This is a genomic window from Streptococcus sp. 1621, assembly GCF_013276615.1.
GTDB lineage: Bacteria > Bacillota > Bacilli > Lactobacillales > Streptococcaceae > Streptococcus.
Genome location: NZ_VMLJ01000011.1, coordinates 1 through 19640, shown reverse-complemented (window position 1 = coordinate 19640; position 19640 = coordinate 1). Strand labels below are relative to the sequence as shown.

The following is a 19640-nucleotide window of genomic DNA, read 5'->3' as shown; positions in this document are numbered from 1 at the left end:
GAGTATAATGAGTGAAAGAAATTTCGGAGGTTAAAGATGCTAGAAGTAAGAAGTCTAGAGAAAAGTTTTGGATCCAAGCAAGTTTTGTTTGGTATTGACTTTCAAGCGCGACCAGGTCGTATTTTGGGACTAGTCGGAAAAAATGGTGCTGGGAAGACAACGATTTTCCACAGTATTTTGAAGTTTTTAGAATATCAAGGAGAAATTAGTCTTGATAATCAGGATATTCGTCAGGAGACCTACACTCGGATTGGCTATCTGCCTGAAGAACGCAGTCTCATGCCTAAATTGACAGTTCTTGAACAAGTTCGCTATTTGGCGACTCTAAAAGGTATGGATGCCAAGGAGGTCAAGGAAAAACTCCCTCAATGGATGAAGAAGTTGGAAGTGAAAGGGAAGCTGACTGATAAAATCAAGAGTCTGTCAAAAGGAAATCAGCAGAAGATTCAGCTTATTATTACTCTGATTCATGAACCAGACTTGATTATCTTGGATGAGCCTTTCAGTGGCTTGGATCCAGTCAATACTGAATTGCTCAAGCAAGTCATCTTTCAGGAAAAAGAACGTGGGGCAACCATTATCTTTTCTGACCATGTTATGACCAACGTCGAGGAACTTTGTGACGATATTCTCATGATCCGAGATGGCCGTGTGGTCTTGCATGGACCAGTTCAGGATGTCCGCAATCAATACGGGAAAACGCGTCTCTTTGTTGCAAGTGAACGAAGCAAGGAAGAACTGGAAAAACTTCCTCATGTTAAACAGGTGAGCTTGACCAAACAAGGCAGTTGGAAATTGATTTTGGAGGATGAGAGCGCTGGAAGGGAACTCTTCCCAATCTTGACTCAGGGGCAATATATCGCAACCTTTGACCAACAAGCGCCGACAATCGATGAAATCTTTAAACTAGAATCAGGGGTGGAAGTATGAGAAATATGTGGGTTGTAATCAAGGAAACCTATCTTCGACATGTCAAATCGTGGAGTTTCTTCTTTATGGTGATTTCGCCGTTCCTCTTTTTAGGAATCTTTGTAGGAATTGGGCATCTTCAAGGCTCTTCAATGGCTAAAAATAATAAAGTGGCAGTAGTGACAACAGTGCCATCTGTGGCAGAAGGACTGAAGAATGTAAATGGTATTAACTTTGACTATAAAGACGAAGCAAGTGCCAAAGAAGCGATTAAAGATGAAAAATTAAAAGGCTATTTGACTATTGATCAAGAAGATAGTGTTCTAAAGGCAGTTTATCATGGCGAAACATCGCTTGAAAATGGAATTAAATTTGCAGTTACAGGTACACTCAATGAGCTGCAAAATCAGCTTAATCGTTCAACGGCCTCCTTGTCTCAAGAGCAGGAAAAACGCTTAGCGCAGACAGTTCAATTCACAGAAAAGATTGATGAAGCCAAGGAAAATAAAAAGTTTATTCAAACAATTGCAGCAGGCGCCTTAGGATTCTTTCTTTATATGATTCTGATTACCTATGCGGGTGTGACGGCTCAGGAAGTTGCCAGTGAAAAAGGCACCAAAATTATGGAAGTCGTTTTTTCTAGCATAAGGGCAAGTCACTATTTCTATGCGCGGATGATGGCTCTATTTCTAGTGATTTTAACGCATATTGGGATTTATGTTGTAGGTGGTATCGCTGCCATTCTGTTATTTAAAGATTTGCCATTCTTGGCTCAGTCTGGTGTTTTAGATCACTTGGGAGATGCTTTCTCACTGAATACCTTGCTCTTTATTTTGGTTAGTCTCTTTATGTACGTCGTCTTGGCGGCCTTTCTAGGTTCTATGGTTTCTCGTCCGGAGGACGCAGGAAAAGCCTTGTCGCCTTTGATGATTTTGATTATGGGTGGTTTTTTTGGAGTGACAGCTCTGGGTGCAGCTGGTGACAATCTCATCTTGAAGATTGGTTCTTATATTCCCTTTATTTCGACCTTCTTCATGCCATTTAGAACCATTAATGGCTATGCAGGGGGAGCAGAAGCATGGATTTCGCTAGCTATTACAGTGATTTTTGCGGTGGTAGCAACAGGATTTATCGGACGCATGTATGCTAGTCTCGTTCTGCAAACAGATGATTTAGGAATCTGGAAAACCTTTAAACGTGCCTTAGCTTATAAATAGAAGAGCCTCGCGAAAGCGAGGTTTTTTAGAGATGAAAAGAGTGGAATCACGAACCTAATTACTTACACATTATGTAAATAGGTTACTTGAAAACTTGATTGTATAGTGAACTGAATCTGGAATAGGATAATATTGCTTCTAAAACATTCTTATAAATTGATTTGAATTCCAAAATCCCATCGTTTTCCGTTCTTATTTCATTTTGCGATATAGTGAAAGGAAATAAGTCAGCTCACAAAAAACGCATACTACCAGGATTTTTCAAGACCTGATAGTATGCGTTTTTTGATTGTGAAGACTTTTCATCCAGCCTCTTTATGTGATAAAGTATCTTTAATATTCAATGGAAATCAGACTGGGAAGTTAGCGGAAGGATCTTCGAAACTATGTTTTGAGGTTTAGGAACTGACCAAGTCAGTAACATATACACACTAAGGACAAGCTGACGTGGTTTGAAGAGTATAAAAATCTGTTTCGTAAGCATCTAATAATAGGGTATTTTGATAGTGTAATCATTTGGATAAGCATTATAGTATAGTGATATGAAGTGATATGAAATCAACTAAACTAAATAAGAAATATAGATTATCAAAACTCTTTTAAAAGATTGCATTAAATCTAAATAACATAGACGTCTTCAGCGTGTGCTGTCTCATCTTATGCGAAAATCTTATAAGGAGAGTATAGAAAATCTCGATTGTAATCAACTAACTGATTGGAGAAATGTATAAATATGAGAAGTTAGACCCCCATATCACTACCATAATGAGATTGCTCGAATTCCTTGCTTTTTATACTCAATGAAAATCAAAGAGAAAACTAGGAAACTAGCCGCAGGTTGNNCAGTAACCATACCTACGGCGAGGCGACGTTGACGCGGTTTGAAGAGATTTTCGAAGAGTATTAACTCAATATCAAACTGGCTACGATAGGGCTGACAAAGACATAGAGAATACCAGTGACACCGATAGCCAAACCACCCATAGCTCCTGCTACAGAGCCGTATCGGAAGGCTGTCCCTGTTCCGACTGCATGGCCTGTTCCTCCAAGGGAAAGACCAACAGCTACTGGATCGTCAATTTTCAACCACTTCAAAAGGGTTGGTCCGATGACACTGGTTAAAATCCCAGTCGCCACTACAACCACCAAGGTCACGGTCGTCAGACCTTGCAATTTTTCTGTAATTCCTACTGCCATGGCGGTTGTTACTGACTTAGGAAAGAGAGAAATGGCTAGGAAAAAGTCCATTCCAAATATTTTTGCCACAAGGGCTGTGAAAGAGGTATTGACCACTACTGCTAACAGACTACCAAAGAGAATACTCCGAGCATGGTGCTTCATCAGGTGAAAACTCTTATAAAGCGGAATCCCTAGAGCCACTGTAGACGGAACAATCAAGTTGTTCAGATAAACCCCACCTTGGTAGTAATCTTGGTAAGAAATACCTGTCACCTTAAGAAAAATAATGATAAAAATAGCCGACAAAAGCAGGGGAGTTGTCAATGGATGGGGAAAACGTCTGTAAATCAGCATTCCCACTAGATAAGCTAGGATAGATAGGGCAAGCCCGAACAGGGGATTGGAAACAAATTCACTCATTTGGCATCTCCTTTCTCATAATCTCCCTCAAATCGTCTCTTGATAAACTGAACCACCAAGGCAATAAGGATAATATTGATGACTGCTGCAAAAAAGACAATCAAAACAATGGGCAAAAGATAGGGAGCAATCACATCAAACTTCTCCATGATTCCCACTGCTGGCGGTAAAAAGAGAATGGTCATATTGGCCAGCAAGAAATTCCCAACCATGTTGACATGTCTGGTTCTCAGCCACTTGAACTGCAGGGCTAGAAAGAGAATAATCAAACCGATAATACTGCCTGGTATGGGCAAATGAAAGAAACTGGAAATCCCCTCTCCGATTAGAGAAATCACAAAGAGAATCATTAATTGAACATATAATTTCATCCTAAACTCCACGAAATAGACTTCTTACATACCAGTTTACTATTTTTTCAGAAAATTTCAAGGAAATGCACAAGGGATAATGAAAATTAAAGAACAAACTAGGAAGTCAGCTGCATGTTGCTCAAAGCAAAGTGTTGGGTTTGTAGGTCAAACTGACATAGTTTGAAGCGATTTTCGAAGAATACTACTTTTCTTTGCTTAAGTGAATGACTTGGTCATAGTGCTTTAAGTCCTCTTCTGTGTAGTGGTGAATGACTTCAATGACTGTTTGAGGTAGGGAGAAAAGCAAGTCGCTAATTTTTCTGCTATTTTCCGAGTCAAGATTGGCCTTAATCTCATCTGCTAAGATGAGTTGGCTATCATGGTAGAGGGCGCGAGCGATTTCTAGGCGTTGCTTCTCGCCACCAGATAGACTATCATTACTGAGCGTTCGATTTTTCAAATGTTCTAATCCTGTTTTTTTGAGGATATGATTTAAAGTCTCTGGATTTTTATCCAGTCCTAGAAGGATATTGTCTTCCAGAGATAGCGTGTCAAAGCAATGGCTATCTTGGAGAATATAGGAACTAATACTTGTGATTTCTTGACGTGACAGGTTCTGACCAGCAAAGCTAATCTGACCACTTGTTGGTGTCTCTTCTCCATGAATGATATTGAGCAGGGTTGTTTTACCAGAGCCACTTTCCCCGATAATGGCAATTTTTTCTCCTTGCTTGATGTGTATGGAAATCGGAGACAAGAGGCTATTCCCCTCTTTTTCAAGGGAGATGGTGTCAAGTTGGATAGGGAAAATATTTTCTATGCTTCTAGGCGAGATGGGATCAGACTGGTTCAAAAGTTTTTGGTATTTGTTGAGAAGAGTTCGAGTCGCTTTTCGGGTGTTGGTAAAGTAAGCCAACTCTTGGAATTGATAGCCGATATTATGGGAAACTAGATAGATAGCCACAAAACTCGCCGCATCTAAATAATTATAGTAGGTCATAAAGCCACCGATGACGATTGGTGTGACAGAACAAAAGGCATCGATGCTATTGATCAAGAGACTGTTTAAAGTGCGTTGTTTTTCATAGTTGATTTCGGCATCTAGACTGGTTTGTAATTGTTTTTGGTAGCGAGTAAAAAAGTAGTCTTGTCCCTGATAATGGCGAATTTGTTGGCTACCACCAATAAAATTTGTCAAGCTTGCTAAGTAGCTCTGGTTAACAGTGGACCGCTTTTCAGAAAGTGAGTCCAAACGCTTTGATCCGATAGCACTGCAGAGTACAGGAAAGGAGTAGAAGAGGATGAAAATCAAGCCTAGGTAAAAATTAGTCCATAGGGCATAGAGAATGGACACAGTTGTGAAGCCAAGAGAAGAAATGATGATGACCGTTGGCTCAATATAGCTTTCTTCTAGTTGCTTGACGTCATTTTCTAGGTCGGACAAAATATCCTTTTCATCAATCTCATAACTGTTTAAAAATCGCTTGAAAATAGCACTCTTGATTCCATATTTGAAGTCAGTAATCAAACGAGCGTAGTAATAGCGTTTCCCAGCTAAGCCTAGTAAGAGGATGAGGTTTCCAAGGATTCCCAAAATCAAAACTTTCCAAAGAAGGCCTAGCTCTTGATTGGTAAAACTGGTAACAATATTCTGAACAAGGGCTGGTGTGATAATTGCTTCCAGCCAAGTAATCGCAATAGAAAAGAAGTAAAGTATGAGGTGTTTCTTGGAAAAGAAATTTTTAAGCATAGCGGATAAACCTTTTGAAATTATTAACGAGTTTAGATATTTTGGATTGATCTTGTGAAAGATAAATGATTTCTTTAATACAATATTCCATTAATTCAGGCTTATGACATTCTATAAATTGTCCATCTTCGTTAATTACTGAAGAATAACCATCAATGATATTAGCAACGCATTCAAGACACATACCTTTACACCAACAATCTTTACATTGTTGGAAGTATTCTTTATTATTAAATAGCTCTGCTTTAGAGCTATTATGAGTTCCCCAAAATCTAAAACACAATTTTTTGCTACCATCAACATCAAAAGTTATGGTATTTGAAGGATCTATATCGTCGCAGAATGTATGATTAGTACTCTTATAAATCATAGAAATTAAAACATCATATAGGATGGGACTTATAAAAGCTTTTTCATTATTTTCAACAATATTATTTATAGAATCAGTAATGAATTTTTTCCTATCTACTAAGCTTTTTTCCATTTCTTTAACCACAAGCACCTTATTTTTACTAAATACGTCATTGATGTTAAAGTGTACATCCATATTTGTAAAATATTGGAAAATATCATCTCTACTTAGAGAATGTAATTGATGTAGTCTAGTGTATGTTGAAGCAATTTCAAAATTAGTGTAGTTTATAGTTTTTAAATAGTGGATAAATTTAGTAGTTTTACGATGACTACCTTTACCTCTTAATTTATCATGTATAAATTCTGGACCATCTAAACTAATAGTTAGATATGGTTGGAAATTATCTATTATTTTTTTAACATTATTATTTAGTATTGTTCCGTTAGTCACGGTTTCTATTTTAAGTATAGTTGTAAATTTGGAAAATTCTTTAATAATGTATTCGAATAATTGAGTATTAAGAAAAGGTTCTCCACCAAATAGGATAAGTCTATTAATTTGTGTTATACCTCTAAATTTGACTTCGTTAATAATATTATCAGCAGTATCTAGAGTCATGATTTTATTATCCATGCCGTAATTTCCACCATCCGCATAACAGTAAGAACAGGATAAATTGCAACTGTTAGATATGTTAATAACAATTTTTTGTAAAACATTTTTGGGGATGTAGGGGGGCTTATAGGAGGTAGTTCCCTCTACTGAAGAAGTAGATAATGTGAATTTCTCACTATCGAAATAATAATCTCCAATATTAGTATATATTTTTTTTAGCATAATATCACCATTATAAAATAAAGGAGACGAGTGAGAACTCGTCTCATAGAAAACTATCGTCCGCCACCACAAGAATGGCTTGGACCACAATGACCTGGTACGGAGTAAGTTTGATCTGTATCTAATAGATCTTCAAGGTCAATAATTTGCACTGTTCTCATATTTTCACCTCCTTAATTTGATGATTTAATGATACTCTTTTTGAAATAATAATTAAAAATTTTCCCATATAAGAAAATTATTTCAGTTCTTCTATTACCTTTGCTAAATGTTTTTCAAATTTTTTTGCTAAGCTATCGCTGTGGACTAACTTCATTGTTGCTATGCACTTTCTCATTTCTAAAACAGAACGTTTATTTTTGTCTTTTTTTAAAGTATATAAGTTTTCGGCATAGTGAAAAACTAATTTTTCATATATCTCAGTTTCTGTAAAATAACAATGTTTTAGTTGCTTTTTAAAATATAAAGAATCTAAAAATTCCTCTCTTTCTATACACGTGATATATCCATTTAGTAACATGGTGGCAAGCAATCTACGATAATGTGGTAAATCTCTGTAGAATTCGGAACGTTGACACATTTCTCTTGATAAGCACATCATAGTAGGGTGAGATAATACATCTATAGTATTCATAAACAAAAGTAATTCATAGCATCCCCAGTATTCCACAGAAAAAAGATAGTCAGATAGATATTTAATATCAGATTCATGGTAATAGATTTTTTCTGACAAATCTTGTAAGCGAATTTTTACTAGAATGGTATTCAGAGTATAGAATTTCTCTCTTTTTGTAGTCTTTTCAAGTTGAGAAATAAGTAGTTTTTCCATTCCTGAAATATCTCTTTTAGAGCTTAGAAGTCGAATTTGCTCTAATAATTCATTTATTTCATCCCGATGAAAGTCATTTGCAGCATACATAAATTCTTCAACAGGCATATTAATAGCATCTAATGCTTGCATAAATTTACCAATCGTCAGATCAGAATTTTCTCTTTCAAATCTAGAAATATGTGATGTAGATAGACCATGTTTTGCAACATCTTTTAATGTTAATCCACGTGATTCTCTAAATTGTTTAAAAATTTTTCCGTAATTTTTCATTTCTGTCACCTCAATTGCTTATATGGAAATTTTTTAGTATGTTTTCAAAATATTATATCATATATAAAAAAGAAAGTGAGGTTGTTTATATGAATAAAAAGATGATTATAACCATGATTCTATGTATTCTAGAGTCAATAATTGTTATTGGTGTTGGCTAAAACCAAAATTAGTTAGCAATAATCTAAAAAACACAGAAAATCAATTTTTTATTAATTTGACTTTCTGTGTTTTTCTTATTTGATTTTAAAATTATTGCAAATTAACCTTGTTTCTCAAAATATAGTAGGTTCCGAGGTAAAAGATAGCTATGAATATGAGTTCTTCAACAATGCCTACGCTTGCTCCCATATAGAAATTATCATTAAATCCTGCAAGTGAATTGACATAGAAGTTAGCACTGGTATTGAAAAAGACTTCTATAATTCCAATGACGATTCGGATACCAATGTAGGCTGCAACAGCGAGTGCTGTACGGTATTCGTTGAAAAGTTGTCCGATGGAAATGGCCAAGTAAATGCAGAGGATAAATGAAATTGTACTAAGCAGGAAGGATAAGACAGTAAGACCAAAGCCGGTAAAATGTTCTCCAACAAATGACAGAAGAGTAGAAAGTTGAACTTCATTAGAATTTGTTGACAATAAGATAATATAGATACATAGGAGTAAGACAGCAGTGCTAATCAACGACCAGATAAAAGCACCGATTAGTTTGGCTGTGATGATATGGTGTTCAGAAACTGGCAAGGTCAAAGTCAGATAGCCTTGGCGGTCATAGACACTACCTTTGAAGCGTTTGATAATCAAGAAAAGAGTTGAAATCCCCAGTGTAATTATCAAGCCACCAAAGACGAGAGCCAGAAAGATAAATAGGAAAGGTTGGCTATCTTTGAAAGATATATAATTATAGTAGTGGCCTTGCATTCCCAGGGGAACGGAAAGGACTAGAACAGCAGCGTAGAGGGCTAAATACCACTTGTTAACATTTTTAAATTCGTATCGAACTAAATTCCAAAACATAATAATCTCCTTTGCTTAGGCCTTAAATTCCTGACGGAAGAGTTGGTCAATGGATTCACCAGACTCATAGCGAATATCATCTACATTACCTTGACGGACGACTTTTCCGTCTTTTAGGAAGACAATTTCATCTAAGATTGGCTCGATATCCGAAATCAAGTGGGTAGAAATCAAAACGGTAGAAGTTGGGGAGTAGTTGTTGATAATAGTATTGAGGATATACTCACGGGCTGCTGGATCCACTCCACCAATGGGTTCGTCCAAAACGTAGAGACGAGCATCACGGCTCATAACCAAAATCAGTTGTACCTTTTCCTTGTTTCCTTTTGATAATTTCTTGAGACGACTGTTTTCATCAATACCGAGGTCTGCAAGTAGATGATGGGCGCGTTCAAGATTGAAATCTTTATAGAAGGTCTTGAAGTAGGTTAGGGCTTCTTTGACCTTCATTTGTTCATTGAGATAGGTCGTATCCGGCAAATAAGCTACGATAGCCTTGGTTGCTGGACTTGGGTCCATGTCGTTGATGAGGACGCGTCCTTGATCTGGTTGTAAGAGGCCATTGATTAGTTTAATCAGGGTTGTTTTCCCTGAGCCGTTTGGTCCAAGGAGACCAACAATTTTTCCAGCTGGAATGTCAAGGGAAACATTTTCAAGGGCTGGGGTTGCTCCATATGATTTGGATACATTTTCAAATGCTAGTAATGACATAGGCTTAAACTCCTTTAATATAATCGCCGACTACGCCTGGTAGTTCTTCTTTTTCATAGCCAAAATGGGTCATGGAGGAAACGAAGTGTTCCAATTCTTCTTCTGATAATTGTTTGCGCGATTGGGTGATTAGCTCCTTATCCTCAGTCACAAATCGTCCAGTTGTTCGCTTGCTGTAGACAAAGCCTTCTCGTTCAAGGTCTGACAAGGCTCTTTGGATGGTGTTTGGATTGACACCCGCCTCGCTAGCGAGCTCTCTCACGGTTGGAAGTTGTTGATTGGGTTCCAGTGTATGGGAAACAATCTGAAGCTTGATTTTCTCCATAATCTGTAAATAGATGGGTTTTTTGTTGTCAAATGTCCAGGACATCTTGGTCTCCTTTCTCCTATCCTTTTGTCTTAATTAAATAATACAATAAAACAAAAAACTTGTCAAGCAAAAAGAAGAATTGTTTTGGGAATCGCTTAAAAAATGGTATAATGAAAAGAAAACGATAAGGAGGGAAAGGATGCGTTGTCCAAAATGTGGGGCTACCAAGTCAAGTGTTATCGATAGTCGCCAAGCAGAAGAAGGGAACACCATTCGTAGAAGACGTGAGTGTGACGAATGCCAGCACCGTTTTACAACCTACGAACGGGTAGAAGAAAGAACCTTAGTGGTTGTTAAAAAAGATGGCACACGGGAACAATTCTCCAGAGATAAAATCTTTAATGGGATTATCCGCTCAGCCCAGAAACGTCCTGTGTCAAGTGATGAAATCAACATGGTAGTCAATCGTATCGAACAGAAACTCCGTGGTCGAAATGAAAATGAAATTCAAAGTGAGGACATTGGTTCACTCGTCATGGAGGAGTTGGCTGAGTTAGATGAGATTACCTATGTGCGTTTTGCCAGTGTCTATCGTAGTTTTAAGGATGTCAGTGAGCTAGAGAGTTTGCTCCAACAAATCACTCAGTCCTCTAAAAAGAAAAAGGAAAGATAAATGAAGCCAATTGACCGTTTTTCTTATCTAAAGAATAATCGGGTGTCGCAAGATATCTCATCTCTGGTACAGTGCTACCTCCCGATTATCGGTCAGGAGGCACTGAGCCTTTATCTTTATACGATTAGTTTTTGGGATAATGGCAGAAAGGAATACCTTTTTTCAAGCATTCTCAATCATCTCAATTTTGGGATGGACAGACTTTTAAAATCTTTGAAAATCCTATCTGCTTTTAATCTCTTGACCCTCTATCAAAAGGGTGATACCTATCAGATAGTTATCCATGCTCCTCTTTCAAGTCAAGATTTCTTGGAGCATCCTGTTTATCGTAGACTTTTAGAGAAAAAGATTGGCGACTCGGCTGTGGAGGATTTGAAAGTTGAGAGTGCTGAGGGAGAAGAAATACCTGTCTCACTCAATCAAGTCTTTCCAGACTTGGCAGAACAGGGAAGTCAAGAAGACCTTGGTCTCAAGAAGAAAGTGGCCAACGATTTTGACTTGGACCATTTTCGCCAGCTTATGGCTCGAGATGGGCTTCGTTTTGCAGATGAGCAGTCCGATGTCTTAAACCTCTTTGCCATTGCTGAGGAGAAAAAATGGACTTGGTTTGAAACCTATCAACTGGCTAAGTCAACAGCTGTTTCCCAGGTTATTTCAACCAAACGCATGCGTGAAAAAATTGCTCAAAAACCAATTTCCTCTGACTTTAGTCTTAAGGAAACAACCATTATCAAAGAAGCCAAAAGTAAAACTGCCCTGCAGTTCTTGGCAGAAATCAAGCAAACACGCAAGGGAACCATTACCCAAACAGAAAGAGAACTCTTGCAACAGATTGCTGGCTTGGGCTTGCTGGACGAAGTCATCAATATCATTCTTTTATTGACCTTTAATAAGGTGGATTCGGCAAATATCAATGAGAAATATGCCATGAAGGTAGCCAATGACTATGCCTATCAAAAGATCCATTCAGCAGAAGAGGCAGTCTTGCGCATCCGTGAACGTGGGCAGAAGAATCAGGCTCAAAAAGGCAGTAAACCGAGTCATACCAAGTCCAACGTACCCAAGTGGAGCAATCCAGATTATAAGAATGAAACCAGCGAGGAAACTCGTCTGGAACTAGAACGTAAGAAACAAGAACTATTAGCTCGATTAGAAAAAGGAGGAGATTAGATGGAAAGTGTCGGAGACGTACTCAAGCGTCAACCTAGCCGTTTTCATTATCAAGACTTGGTCCAGAAAATCATGAAGGATCCTGATGTTGCGGCTTTTATCCAGCAAGAATCCTTGACTCCAGAGGAATTGAATCGCAGTATCTCCAAGTTTAATCAGTACATCACCGAGCGTGACAAGTTTCTCCGTGGTGATACGGATTATATTGCCAAAGGCTACAAGCCGATTTTGATTATGAATCATGGCTATGCGGATGTTTCTTATGAAGAAACTCCTGAACTAATCGCGGCTGAAAAAGAAGCGGCTATTAAGAATCGTCTCAAGTTAATCAATCTGCCAGCCAGTCTCAAGCAAGCTAGCTTGGCTCAAGTAGACTTGGATGATTTGGGGCGCTTGCCAGTTTTTGAAAAGCTATTAGCCTTCGTGGAGCAATATCCAGCTATTCGAAAAGGTCTTTACTTGTATGGAGACTTTGGTGTGGGTAAAAGTTTCATGGTGGCTGCCTTAGCCCATGATTTATCAGAAAAACGTGGTGTTTCATCCACTCTCCTCCACTATCCTAGCTTTGTCATAGATGTCAAAAATGCTATCGGTGATGGTAATGTCAAGACCTTGGTGGATGAGATTAAGCTTTCTGAAGTCCTAATTTTAGATGATATTGGTGCCGAGCAATCAACAGCTTGGGTGCGTGATGAAATCCTGCAAGTCATTCTTCAATATCGGATGCAGGAAAATTTACCGACCTTTTTCACCTCCAACTTCAACTTTGAAGAATTGGAGCAGCATTTTGCTAAAGGGAAACATGGAAATGACGAAACCTGGGAAGCCAGACGGGTCATGGAACGTATCCGTTATTTGGCTGAGGAGACTCGTTTAGAAGGAGTAAACCGCCGATGACAGAAACGATTAAACTGATGAAAGCTCATAAGTCTGTTCGAAGATTTAAGGAGCAAGCCCTTCCTCAGGAAGACTTGACTGAAATCCTGACTGCAGCCCAGATGGCCTCGTCTTGGAAGAATTTTCAATCCTACTCTGTTGTTGTGGTACGAAGTCAAGAGAAGAAAGATGCCTTGTATGAATTGGTGCCTCAAGAAGCCATTCGCCAGTCAGCTGTTTTCCTTCTCTTTGTCGGAGATTTGAACCGAGCAGAAAAGGGAGCCCAGCTTCATACTGACTCATTCCAACCACAAGGTGTAGAAAGTCTCTTGATTAGTTCGGTCGATGCAGCTCTTGCTGGACAAAATGCCCTGCTGGCAGCTGAAAGCTTGGGCTATGGTGGTGTGATTATCGGTTTGGTTCGATACAAGTCAGAAGAAGTGGCAGAGCTCTTTAACCTGCCTGACTACACCTATCCTGTCTTTGGGATGGCACTAGGTGTGCCAAATGAAGAACATGAAGTCAAACCTCGCTTGCCATTGACTCAAGTGGTATTTGAGGAAGAATATCAGGAACAAACAGTTGATGTGATTGAGGCTTATGACCGTGTACAGGCGGACTATGCTGGGGCGCGTGCGACCACAAGCTGGAGTCAGCGCCTAGCAGAACAGTTTGGTCAAGCTGAACCAAGCTCAACTAGAAAAAATCTTGAACAGAAGAAGTTATTGTAGAAAGTGAGAAATTATGGCCCTACCAACTATTGCCATTGTAGGACGTCCCAATGTTGGGAAATCAACCCTATTTAATCGGATCGCTGGTGAGCGAATCTCCATTGTAGAAGATGTCGAAGGAGTGACACGTGACCGTATTTATGCAACGGGTGAGTGGCTCAATCGTTCCTTTAGCATGATTGATACAGGAGGAATCGATGATGTCGATGCTCCTTTTATGGAACAAATCAAGCACCAGGCAGAAATTGCCATGGAAGAAGCTGATGTTATCGTCTTTGTGGTGTCTGGTAAGGAAGGAATTACCGATGCGGACGAATACGTAGCCCGTAAGCTTTATAAGACCCACAAACCAGTTATCCTCGCGGTTAACAAGGTGGACAACCCTGAGATGCGAAATGATATCTATGATTTCTATGCCCTCGGTTTGGGTGAACCATTGCCTATCTCATCTGTCCATGGTATCGGTACAGGGGATGTGCTAGATGCTATTGTAGAAAATCTTCCAAATGAATATGAAGAAGAAAACCCAGATGTCATTAAGTTTAGTTTGATTGGTCGTCCTAACGTCGGAAAATCAAGCTTGATCAATGCTATCTTGGGAGAAGACCGTGTTATTGCTAGTCCTGTTGCTGGAACAACACGTGATGCCATTGATACCCACTTTACAGATACAGATGGCCAAGAATTTACTATGATTGATACGGCTGGTATGCGTAAGTCTGGTAAGGTTTATGAAAATACTGAGAAATACTCTGTCATGCGTGCCATGCGAGCTATTGACCGCTCTGATGTGGTCTTGATGGTCATCAATGCGGAAGAAGGCATCCGTGAATACGATAAGCGTATCGCAGGTTTTGCCCATGAAGCTGGTAAAGGGATGATTATCGTGGTCAACAAGTGGGATACACTTGAAAAAGACAACCACACCATGAAAAACTGGGAAGAAGATATCCGTGAGCAGTTCCAATACTTGCCTTACGCCCCGATTATCTTTGTATCCGCTTTGACCAAGCAACGCCTCCACAAACTTCCTGAGATGATCAAGCAAATCAGTGAAAGTCAAAACACACGTATTCCATCAGCTGTCTTGAACGATGTCATCATGGATGCCATTGCCATCAACCCAACACCGACAGACAAAGGAAAACGTCTTAAGATTTTCTACGCGACCCAAGTGGCAACCAAACCACCAACCTTTGTTATCTTTGTCAACGAAGAAGAGCTTATGCACTTTTCTTACCTGCGTTTCTTGGAAAATCAAATCCGCAAGGCCTTTGTCTTTGAGGGAACTCCAATCCATCTCATCGCAAGAAAGCGTAAATAAAAAAGTAGAATCTGGAATGACATTTCCAGATTTTTTTGATATAATAAAATAATAGAAAACGCTATCAAAAAGGAGGTGTCGATGAAACATTTGTTTAAATTTATAATCTTATTTCCCTGGTTTTACTTTTTCAGCTGGATTGAAAAGGATAATAGAGAAAGTAAATTTTTCCCAATTTTTTACTATTTTTACTGGTTTTACATTCCCCTCTATGCTCTTTTTAGCCTTGCTTGGGCAGTTGTTTCAGTTCTGTTTTTCAATATCGTCTTGAGAAATTTGACAGATATCAAGTTATGGGGCATTTGGTTTCTTTTTATTCTGCTAGCTATTGGTCTGAATAGGTTAACTTATTTCTGTTTCAAAAAAATGCTTCGCTTGAGACGAGAACTAGGGAAGTCTAAAGGCGTGAATAAAGGAAGGTGTAGGAACTAAAAAATGACTGTATCTATGATTTGTTTATGGAGCTATAGATACAGTCGTTTTTATTTTAATCGTGAAACCTGAGAGAAGTGTTCGTCTTGTATAGTGGATTGAATATGGAATAATACAATACAACTTATAAAACATTGGTATAAAATGCTTTAGATCCCCTGATTGATTCGTTCACATTCTATTCCAATCTACTACAATAAAACGATAAGAATTATTATAAATTATAGGTTTGAAAAATCATTAATTTCTTTTTCGAGTATTTTAACTAATGACTCTTCTTTGGTTAGTCGTAATAAGGTTATTCCTTTATCAATCAAATCGGAGTTATGTTGTAGTATTCCCAAGCGTACTTGAGAAAATCCAAGAATATCGTATATTTTTAATTCTTCTGCTAATACCAAAAGTTGTAGGGTGATTGTTTCACATTCTTTGAATAAATGATGTTGAAAATATACAGTGGAGAGATTGGCTAAAAAAGATGATAAAAATACTTTTGTTTCTCGGAAGTATTTATATTTCTCGATGGTTTTCATAATTCTATCAATAAGAAGGGGAAGATTTTCAGAAGGAAAGAAAAAGAGAATGGTTCCAAGTAATTTCAAATCACTAATGTACCATGTATCCATAGGTTCAAGATAGTCCCAAATTTCTTCATACAAATCTTTCAAGACGTGGTTGTTTTTGAATCCTTTAGTTCGTAACTCTGTGACAATTTTTGTATGACGATAGATATTTTGAATAGGAACATCGTGATGTGTCTTAAGATATTTTTGACACTTCTCAGTGAGTTCAACCATTTTTCTAGTATCTTGAAAAGTAGACGGATTTTGGCTCTCTACAATAATATCTCGCCTTTCACTAGGATGGTATTCGTTGCATATATACTTGAATTCTGCTAAGCTCATATCAATTTGTTCAAGAAGAAATACCATGTTTTCAAAACTGGGAATAACTTTACCGTGTTCAATATTTGTTAGAGTTGTTCGATGTATGACTTGTCCACATACATCTTGTTGGGTCAATCCTTTTGACTTTCGAATTTCTTTAAAAATTTGTCCATAATCCCATCTCATATTGTTCCTCCTAGGTAAATGTGAATATTTTCTACATTTATAAAAAACGTAGAAAAAGGTGGTATTATTATATCAAAAAGGAGGGAAAAAGTCATGGGCTTTAAAAAATATTTGAAGAATTTACCGAAAAACTCTGGATTTATTATATCTTTGATTTGGAGTTGGATTCAACTTATCTGGTTTGAAACGTGGTTTTGGGGATAAAGAAATTAGAGTCCATACATAATTAAGTAAAGGAGGAATTTGTATGATATACCATCGTTTAGAATAAGTCTATATTTAAAATAGAAGTTATAAGGAATCTTCTTGAATAAAAAATGAAAGGAAACAGAAAAAATGAAAACTAAAAAATTATTGAAAATGGTTATTCCTGTTTTAATGATAAGTGCTGTTGGAACTACTTTCGTAGAAGCAAATCAGATAGGTGCTTTTAGTAATTTTGTTATTACTACCAGTTATAAGAGAACAGGTTATTTGACCAAAGAAAATGAAGGTGCGGAATATATCATGAACTTAAATCCTTGTAGAAATTTACATCCCATGACTGTTAAGCATCGTATAGTAAATTCTAATGGAGAAGCTCGTAGTGGAGAATCGTTAACAACCTGTGGTACTCGTTCAACTCATGGTAATTGGGCAACGGTTGGCTATGTTTATGCAGCAGATATGGCAAGACAAAATTGGTGGGATTTATCAGCTGCCATTTCAGGTAGTTGGTCACCAAATTAATTCGTAAAGTAGGTATAATTTATGAAGATTCCTCTCTTAACTTTGGCAAGGCATAAATTTGTTTATGTCTTGCTTACTTTGCTTTTTCTTGCTTTGGTTTATCGTGATGTTTTGATGACTTATTTCTTTTTTGATATTCATGCGCCCGATCTAGCTAAATTCGATGGACAAGCAATTAAAAATGACTTATTAAAATCAGCATTAGATTTTCGTATTCTCCAGTTCAATCTAGGTTTTTATCAATCATTTATTATTCCAATCATCATTGTTTTGCTAGGTTTTCAATATATTGAGCTGAAAAATAAAGTTTTACGATTGAGTATTGGAAGAGAAGTGAGTTATCAAGGGTTAAAAAGAAAGTTGACTTTTCAACTTGCAAGTATCCCTTGTGTGATATATTTAGTGACTGTGCTGATAATTGCAATTTTAACTTATTTCTTTGGGACTTTTTCTCCTCTTGAATGGAATTCTCTATTTTCTGATGGGAGTAGTTTACAAAGGCTCCTAGATGGAGAGATAACAAGCTATTTGTTCTTTACTTGTGTCCTACTAATCGGTATTTTCATCAATGCAGTCTATTTTTTTAAAATAGTTGATTATTTAGGGAATGTGACTCGTTCGGCAATTGCCTATTTGATGTTTCTTTGGCTTGGTTCTATGATGCTCTATAGTATCTTGCCATACTATATGGTTCCTATGACGAGTTTGATGCAAGCTAGCTATGGGGATGTAAGTTTGATGAGACTCTTTACTCCTTATATCCTTTATATTGTCCCCTATATGGTACTTAAAAAATATGAAGATAATGTTTAAGAACTTTAACAATATTTGGCTAAAGAGAAAGATCGTTTTACTACTTCGTATAGTTCTGATGATGATTTTGATTAACTATCTATTGTCAATAGCGGTTCAAAAGCAGGATGTTTTTCTCTTTTTCAAGAGGGAATTGATTTCAATCTTTTCCTATAATGACTATTCTGAAGCGAATTTAGAAATCCCCAAACTCTTGTTAAATCTTTCGCTTTTCATGGTAGGATGGCTCTCTGTCATTTTACTTGAAACTGATTTGGCAGACCATTACCATCACTTGATCCGCTATCAATCAACCTCCTTTTTCGATTATACAAGGAAACGATTGGTTGTCATCTCTAAATTTTTTATTCAAGATTTATTTGTCTGGTTCCTTGGTTTACTTCCTCTAGGAATTCATTTCAAAACAGTCGCACTTTTCTTTTTACTTGCTCAGTTAATGATCTTGTACTTACTACTGTCTTATCTGATAGCACTTATTAGTGCGGGCGCTGGTTTTTCCTTTTTTCTCTATTTTTTAGCATTTGTGGGACAAGAATGGATGATGGATCATATTGTAACAGTGTATTTAGTACTCTTAAGTTTATTAGTTATGTTGATTGTTAGTCGCTTGGAAGAGAAATTTAAGAAAGGATAAACGATGAGACTTGAAATTATAAATGGACAGAAAATTTATGGGAAAAGACCTATTTTAAATGAGTTGAATCTGGTCTTTCAATCAGGAAATATTTATGGTCTTAAAGGTGATAATGGATCTGGTAAGACAGTTCTTTTAAAGATACTTGCTGGTTATATTAAGCTTGATAAAGGAAAAGTTCTTCAAGATGGGGAAGTCTATGGGATAAAAAATCATTATATTCAGGATGCAGGGGTTTTAATTGAAAAAGTCGAGTTTTTATCTCATTTATCCCTTAGAGAAAATTTGGAATTGTTAAGGTGTTTTTCATCTAAAGTTACGGAAAAAAGAATTGCCGATTGGATCCAATATTATGATTTACAGGAATTTGAAGACGTTGAGTACCGTCATTTATCCTTAGGAACGAAACAAAAAATGGCCTTGATTCAAGCCTTTATTGCCGAACCATCTATACTCTTTCTCGATGAACCTATGAATGCTTTAGATGAGAAGAGTGTGAGGTTAACCAAACAGGTCATTTTATCTTACCTGAAAAAAGAAAATAGTCTGGTTATCCTGACGTCACACATATCGGAAGATATTTCAGATCTTTGTACAGATGTATTAGTTGTCGAAAACGGACATATACAATATATAAAGGATATACAATCCTAGGAGGTAGCTTATGGCACATCTAAAATCATTTATTACACGCTATTCCAAGGTTTATATTGGTTTAGTTCTGTTGATCTGGATTGCTTTCTTCTTTCTTCCTTGGGGCAGTCCGATTCTGGGGGGGAAGATTGACCTCTTCAGCATACAGAAAGTCTTGCTAGTTTTTGGTATTCTGTCTATTTTGATGGCCTTGCTGTCCAAGAAAGTCAGTCTCTTTGTTTTTGGACTCATCTGCTGTTTTTCTCTTTGGATAAATCTATTTATCCTATTTGCGATTTTGCCGATTTTTGTTGGCAATTAAATCATCATAAAAGTCAGAGAGGTTAGCTTGGAAACTAGCCTCTTTTTCCGGTAAATTCCCAAACTAA

22 protein-coding genes and 1 pseudogene are annotated in these 19640 nt (G+C 37.3%); 14 read left to right on the top strand and 9 right to left on the bottom strand.

Annotated features, from left to right (window positions below; genetic code table 11):
- Positions 1–36 precede the first annotated feature (36 nt).
- From HT697_RS02270 to HT697_RS10260, 3 genes and pseudogenes are all read left to right on the top strand, one after another.
- On the top strand, positions 37–930 hold the full coding sequence (locus HT697_RS02270; protein ID WP_112443875.1) for an ABC transporter ATP-binding protein: 894 nt from the start codon (positions 37–39) through the stop codon (positions 928–930).
- Positions 927–2126 carry an ABC transporter permease gene (locus HT697_RS02265; RefSeq protein ID WP_112443876.1) on the top strand — a complete coding sequence of 400 codons (1200 nt, stop codon included), beginning with the start codon at positions 927–929 and terminating at the stop codon, positions 2124–2126. The genes HT697_RS02270 and HT697_RS02265 overlap by 4 nt, the downstream gene beginning before the upstream one ends.
- Positions 2127–2704: 578 nt before the next feature.
- Positions 2705–2854 (top strand): annotated as a pseudogene (locus tag HT697_RS10260) (IS630 family transposase); the annotation flags it as partial.
- 175 nt (positions 2855–3029) lie between these two features.
- On the opposite strand, the gene HT697_RS02260 reads toward HT697_RS10260, so the two are convergent.
- From HT697_RS02260 to HT697_RS02225, 8 genes are all read right to left on the bottom strand, one after another.
- Positions 3030–3725, bottom strand: a complete 696-nt coding sequence (locus tag HT697_RS02260) for an LrgB family protein (RefSeq protein WP_001288943.1) — start codon at positions 3723–3725, stop codon at positions 3030–3032.
- Complete coding sequence (locus HT697_RS02255; RefSeq protein ID WP_000781325.1) at positions 3722–4096, bottom strand: CidA/LrgA family protein; 375 nt, start codon at positions 4094–4096, stop codon at positions 3722–3724. The genes HT697_RS02260 and HT697_RS02255 overlap by 4 nt, the downstream gene beginning before the upstream one ends.
- A 184-nt stretch (positions 4097–4280) precedes the next feature.
- Positions 4281–5828, bottom strand: a complete 1548-nt coding sequence (locus HT697_RS02250) for an ABC transporter ATP-binding protein (protein ID WP_173219714.1) — start codon at positions 5826–5828, stop codon at positions 4281–4283.
- Positions 5821–7020, bottom strand: a complete 1200-nt coding sequence (locus HT697_RS02245) for a radical SAM protein (RefSeq protein ID WP_173219717.1) — start codon at positions 7018–7020, stop codon at positions 5821–5823. Before HT697_RS02245 ends, HT697_RS02250 begins: the two co-directional genes overlap by 8 nt.
- Before the next feature lie 238 nt (positions 7021–7258).
- A complete protein-coding gene (locus tag HT697_RS02240; RefSeq protein WP_173219720.1) occupies positions 7259–8122 on the bottom strand; it encodes an Rgg/GadR/MutR family transcriptional regulator in 864 nt (287 codons plus the stop codon).
- Between the two features lie 252 nt (positions 8123–8374).
- A complete protein-coding gene (locus tag HT697_RS02235) occupies positions 8375–9142 on the bottom strand; it encodes a hypothetical protein (RefSeq protein ID WP_173262011.1) in 768 nt (255 codons plus the stop codon).
- A 15-nt stretch (positions 9143–9157) separates the two neighbouring features.
- Positions 9158–9853: an ABC transporter ATP-binding protein gene (locus HT697_RS02230; RefSeq protein WP_000054197.1), complete on the bottom strand. Its 696-nt coding sequence runs from the start codon at positions 9851–9853 to the stop codon at positions 9158–9160.
- A gap of 4 nt (positions 9854–9857) precedes the next feature.
- A complete protein-coding gene (locus HT697_RS02225; RefSeq protein ID WP_020901665.1) occupies positions 9858–10223 on the bottom strand; it encodes a GntR family transcriptional regulator in 366 nt (121 codons plus the stop codon).
- Positions 10224–10362: 139 nt separating this feature from the next.
- Here HT697_RS02225 and nrdR point away from each other — a divergent pair, with 139 nt between their 5' ends.
- From nrdR to HT697_RS02195, 6 genes are all read left to right on the top strand, one after another.
- A complete protein-coding gene (gene nrdR, locus HT697_RS02220; RefSeq protein WP_001203672.1) occupies positions 10363–10836 on the top strand; it encodes a transcriptional regulator NrdR in 474 nt (157 codons plus the stop codon).
- On the top strand, positions 10837–12006 hold the full coding sequence (locus HT697_RS02215; protein WP_173262008.1) for a replication initiation and membrane attachment family protein: 1170 nt from the start codon (positions 10837–10839) through the stop codon (positions 12004–12006).
- Positions 12007–12903, top strand: coding sequence for a primosomal protein DnaI (gene dnaI / locus HT697_RS02210; protein WP_173262005.1), 897 nt, complete (start codon positions 12007–12009; stop codon positions 12901–12903).
- Positions 12900–13613: an NADPH-dependent oxidoreductase gene (locus tag HT697_RS02205; RefSeq protein ID WP_173262002.1), complete on the top strand. Its 714-nt coding sequence runs from the start codon at positions 12900–12902 to the stop codon at positions 13611–13613. Before dnaI ends, HT697_RS02205 begins: the two co-directional genes overlap by 4 nt.
- Before the next feature lie 13 nt (positions 13614–13626).
- A complete protein-coding gene (gene der, locus HT697_RS02200) occupies positions 13627–14937 on the top strand; it encodes a ribosome biogenesis GTPase Der (protein ID WP_001207696.1) in 1311 nt (436 codons plus the stop codon).
- Positions 14938–15018: 81 nt separating this feature from the next.
- Positions 15019–15369 carry a hypothetical protein gene (locus HT697_RS02195; protein WP_054367326.1) on the top strand — a complete coding sequence of 117 codons (351 nt, stop codon included), beginning with the start codon at positions 15019–15021 and terminating at the stop codon, positions 15367–15369.
- 221 nt (positions 15370–15590) lie between these two features.
- Here HT697_RS02195 and rgg1518 read toward each other — a convergent pair whose 3' ends face one another.
- Positions 15591–16442: an Rgg/GadR/MutR family transcriptional regulator Rgg1518 gene (gene rgg1518 / locus HT697_RS02190; protein WP_050973728.1), complete on the bottom strand. Its 852-nt coding sequence runs from the start codon at positions 16440–16442 to the stop codon at positions 15591–15593.
- A gap of 336 nt (positions 16443–16778) precedes the next feature.
- Here rgg1518 and HT697_RS02185 point away from each other — a divergent pair, with 336 nt between their 5' ends.
- Genes HT697_RS02185 through HT697_RS02165 form a run of 5 tightly spaced genes read left to right on the top strand, consistent with a single transcriptional unit; the run spans position 16779 to position 19573 of the window.
- Positions 16779–17171, top strand: a complete 393-nt coding sequence (locus HT697_RS02185; protein ID WP_000850412.1) for a hypothetical protein — start codon at positions 16779–16781, stop codon at positions 17169–17171.
- Between the two features lie 21 nt (positions 17172–17192).
- Positions 17193–17984, top strand: coding sequence for a hypothetical protein (locus HT697_RS02180; protein ID WP_000701267.1), 792 nt, complete (start codon positions 17193–17195; stop codon positions 17982–17984).
- On the top strand, positions 17977–18618 hold the full coding sequence (locus HT697_RS02175; RefSeq protein WP_000475785.1) for a hypothetical protein: 642 nt from the start codon (positions 17977–17979) through the stop codon (positions 18616–18618). The genes HT697_RS02180 and HT697_RS02175 overlap by 8 nt, the downstream gene beginning before the upstream one ends.
- Positions 18619–18621: 3 nt before the next feature.
- Entirely contained in the window at positions 18622–19272 is a 651-nt protein-coding gene (locus HT697_RS02170) for an ABC transporter ATP-binding protein (RefSeq protein WP_001235271.1), read from the top strand.
- 10 nt (positions 19273–19282) lie between these two features.
- Positions 19283–19573 (top strand): hypothetical protein, encoded by a 291-nt coding sequence (locus tag HT697_RS02165; RefSeq protein ID WP_000940698.1) that lies wholly within the window; start codon positions 19283–19285, stop codon positions 19571–19573.
- Positions 19574–19640 lie beyond the last annotated feature (67 nt).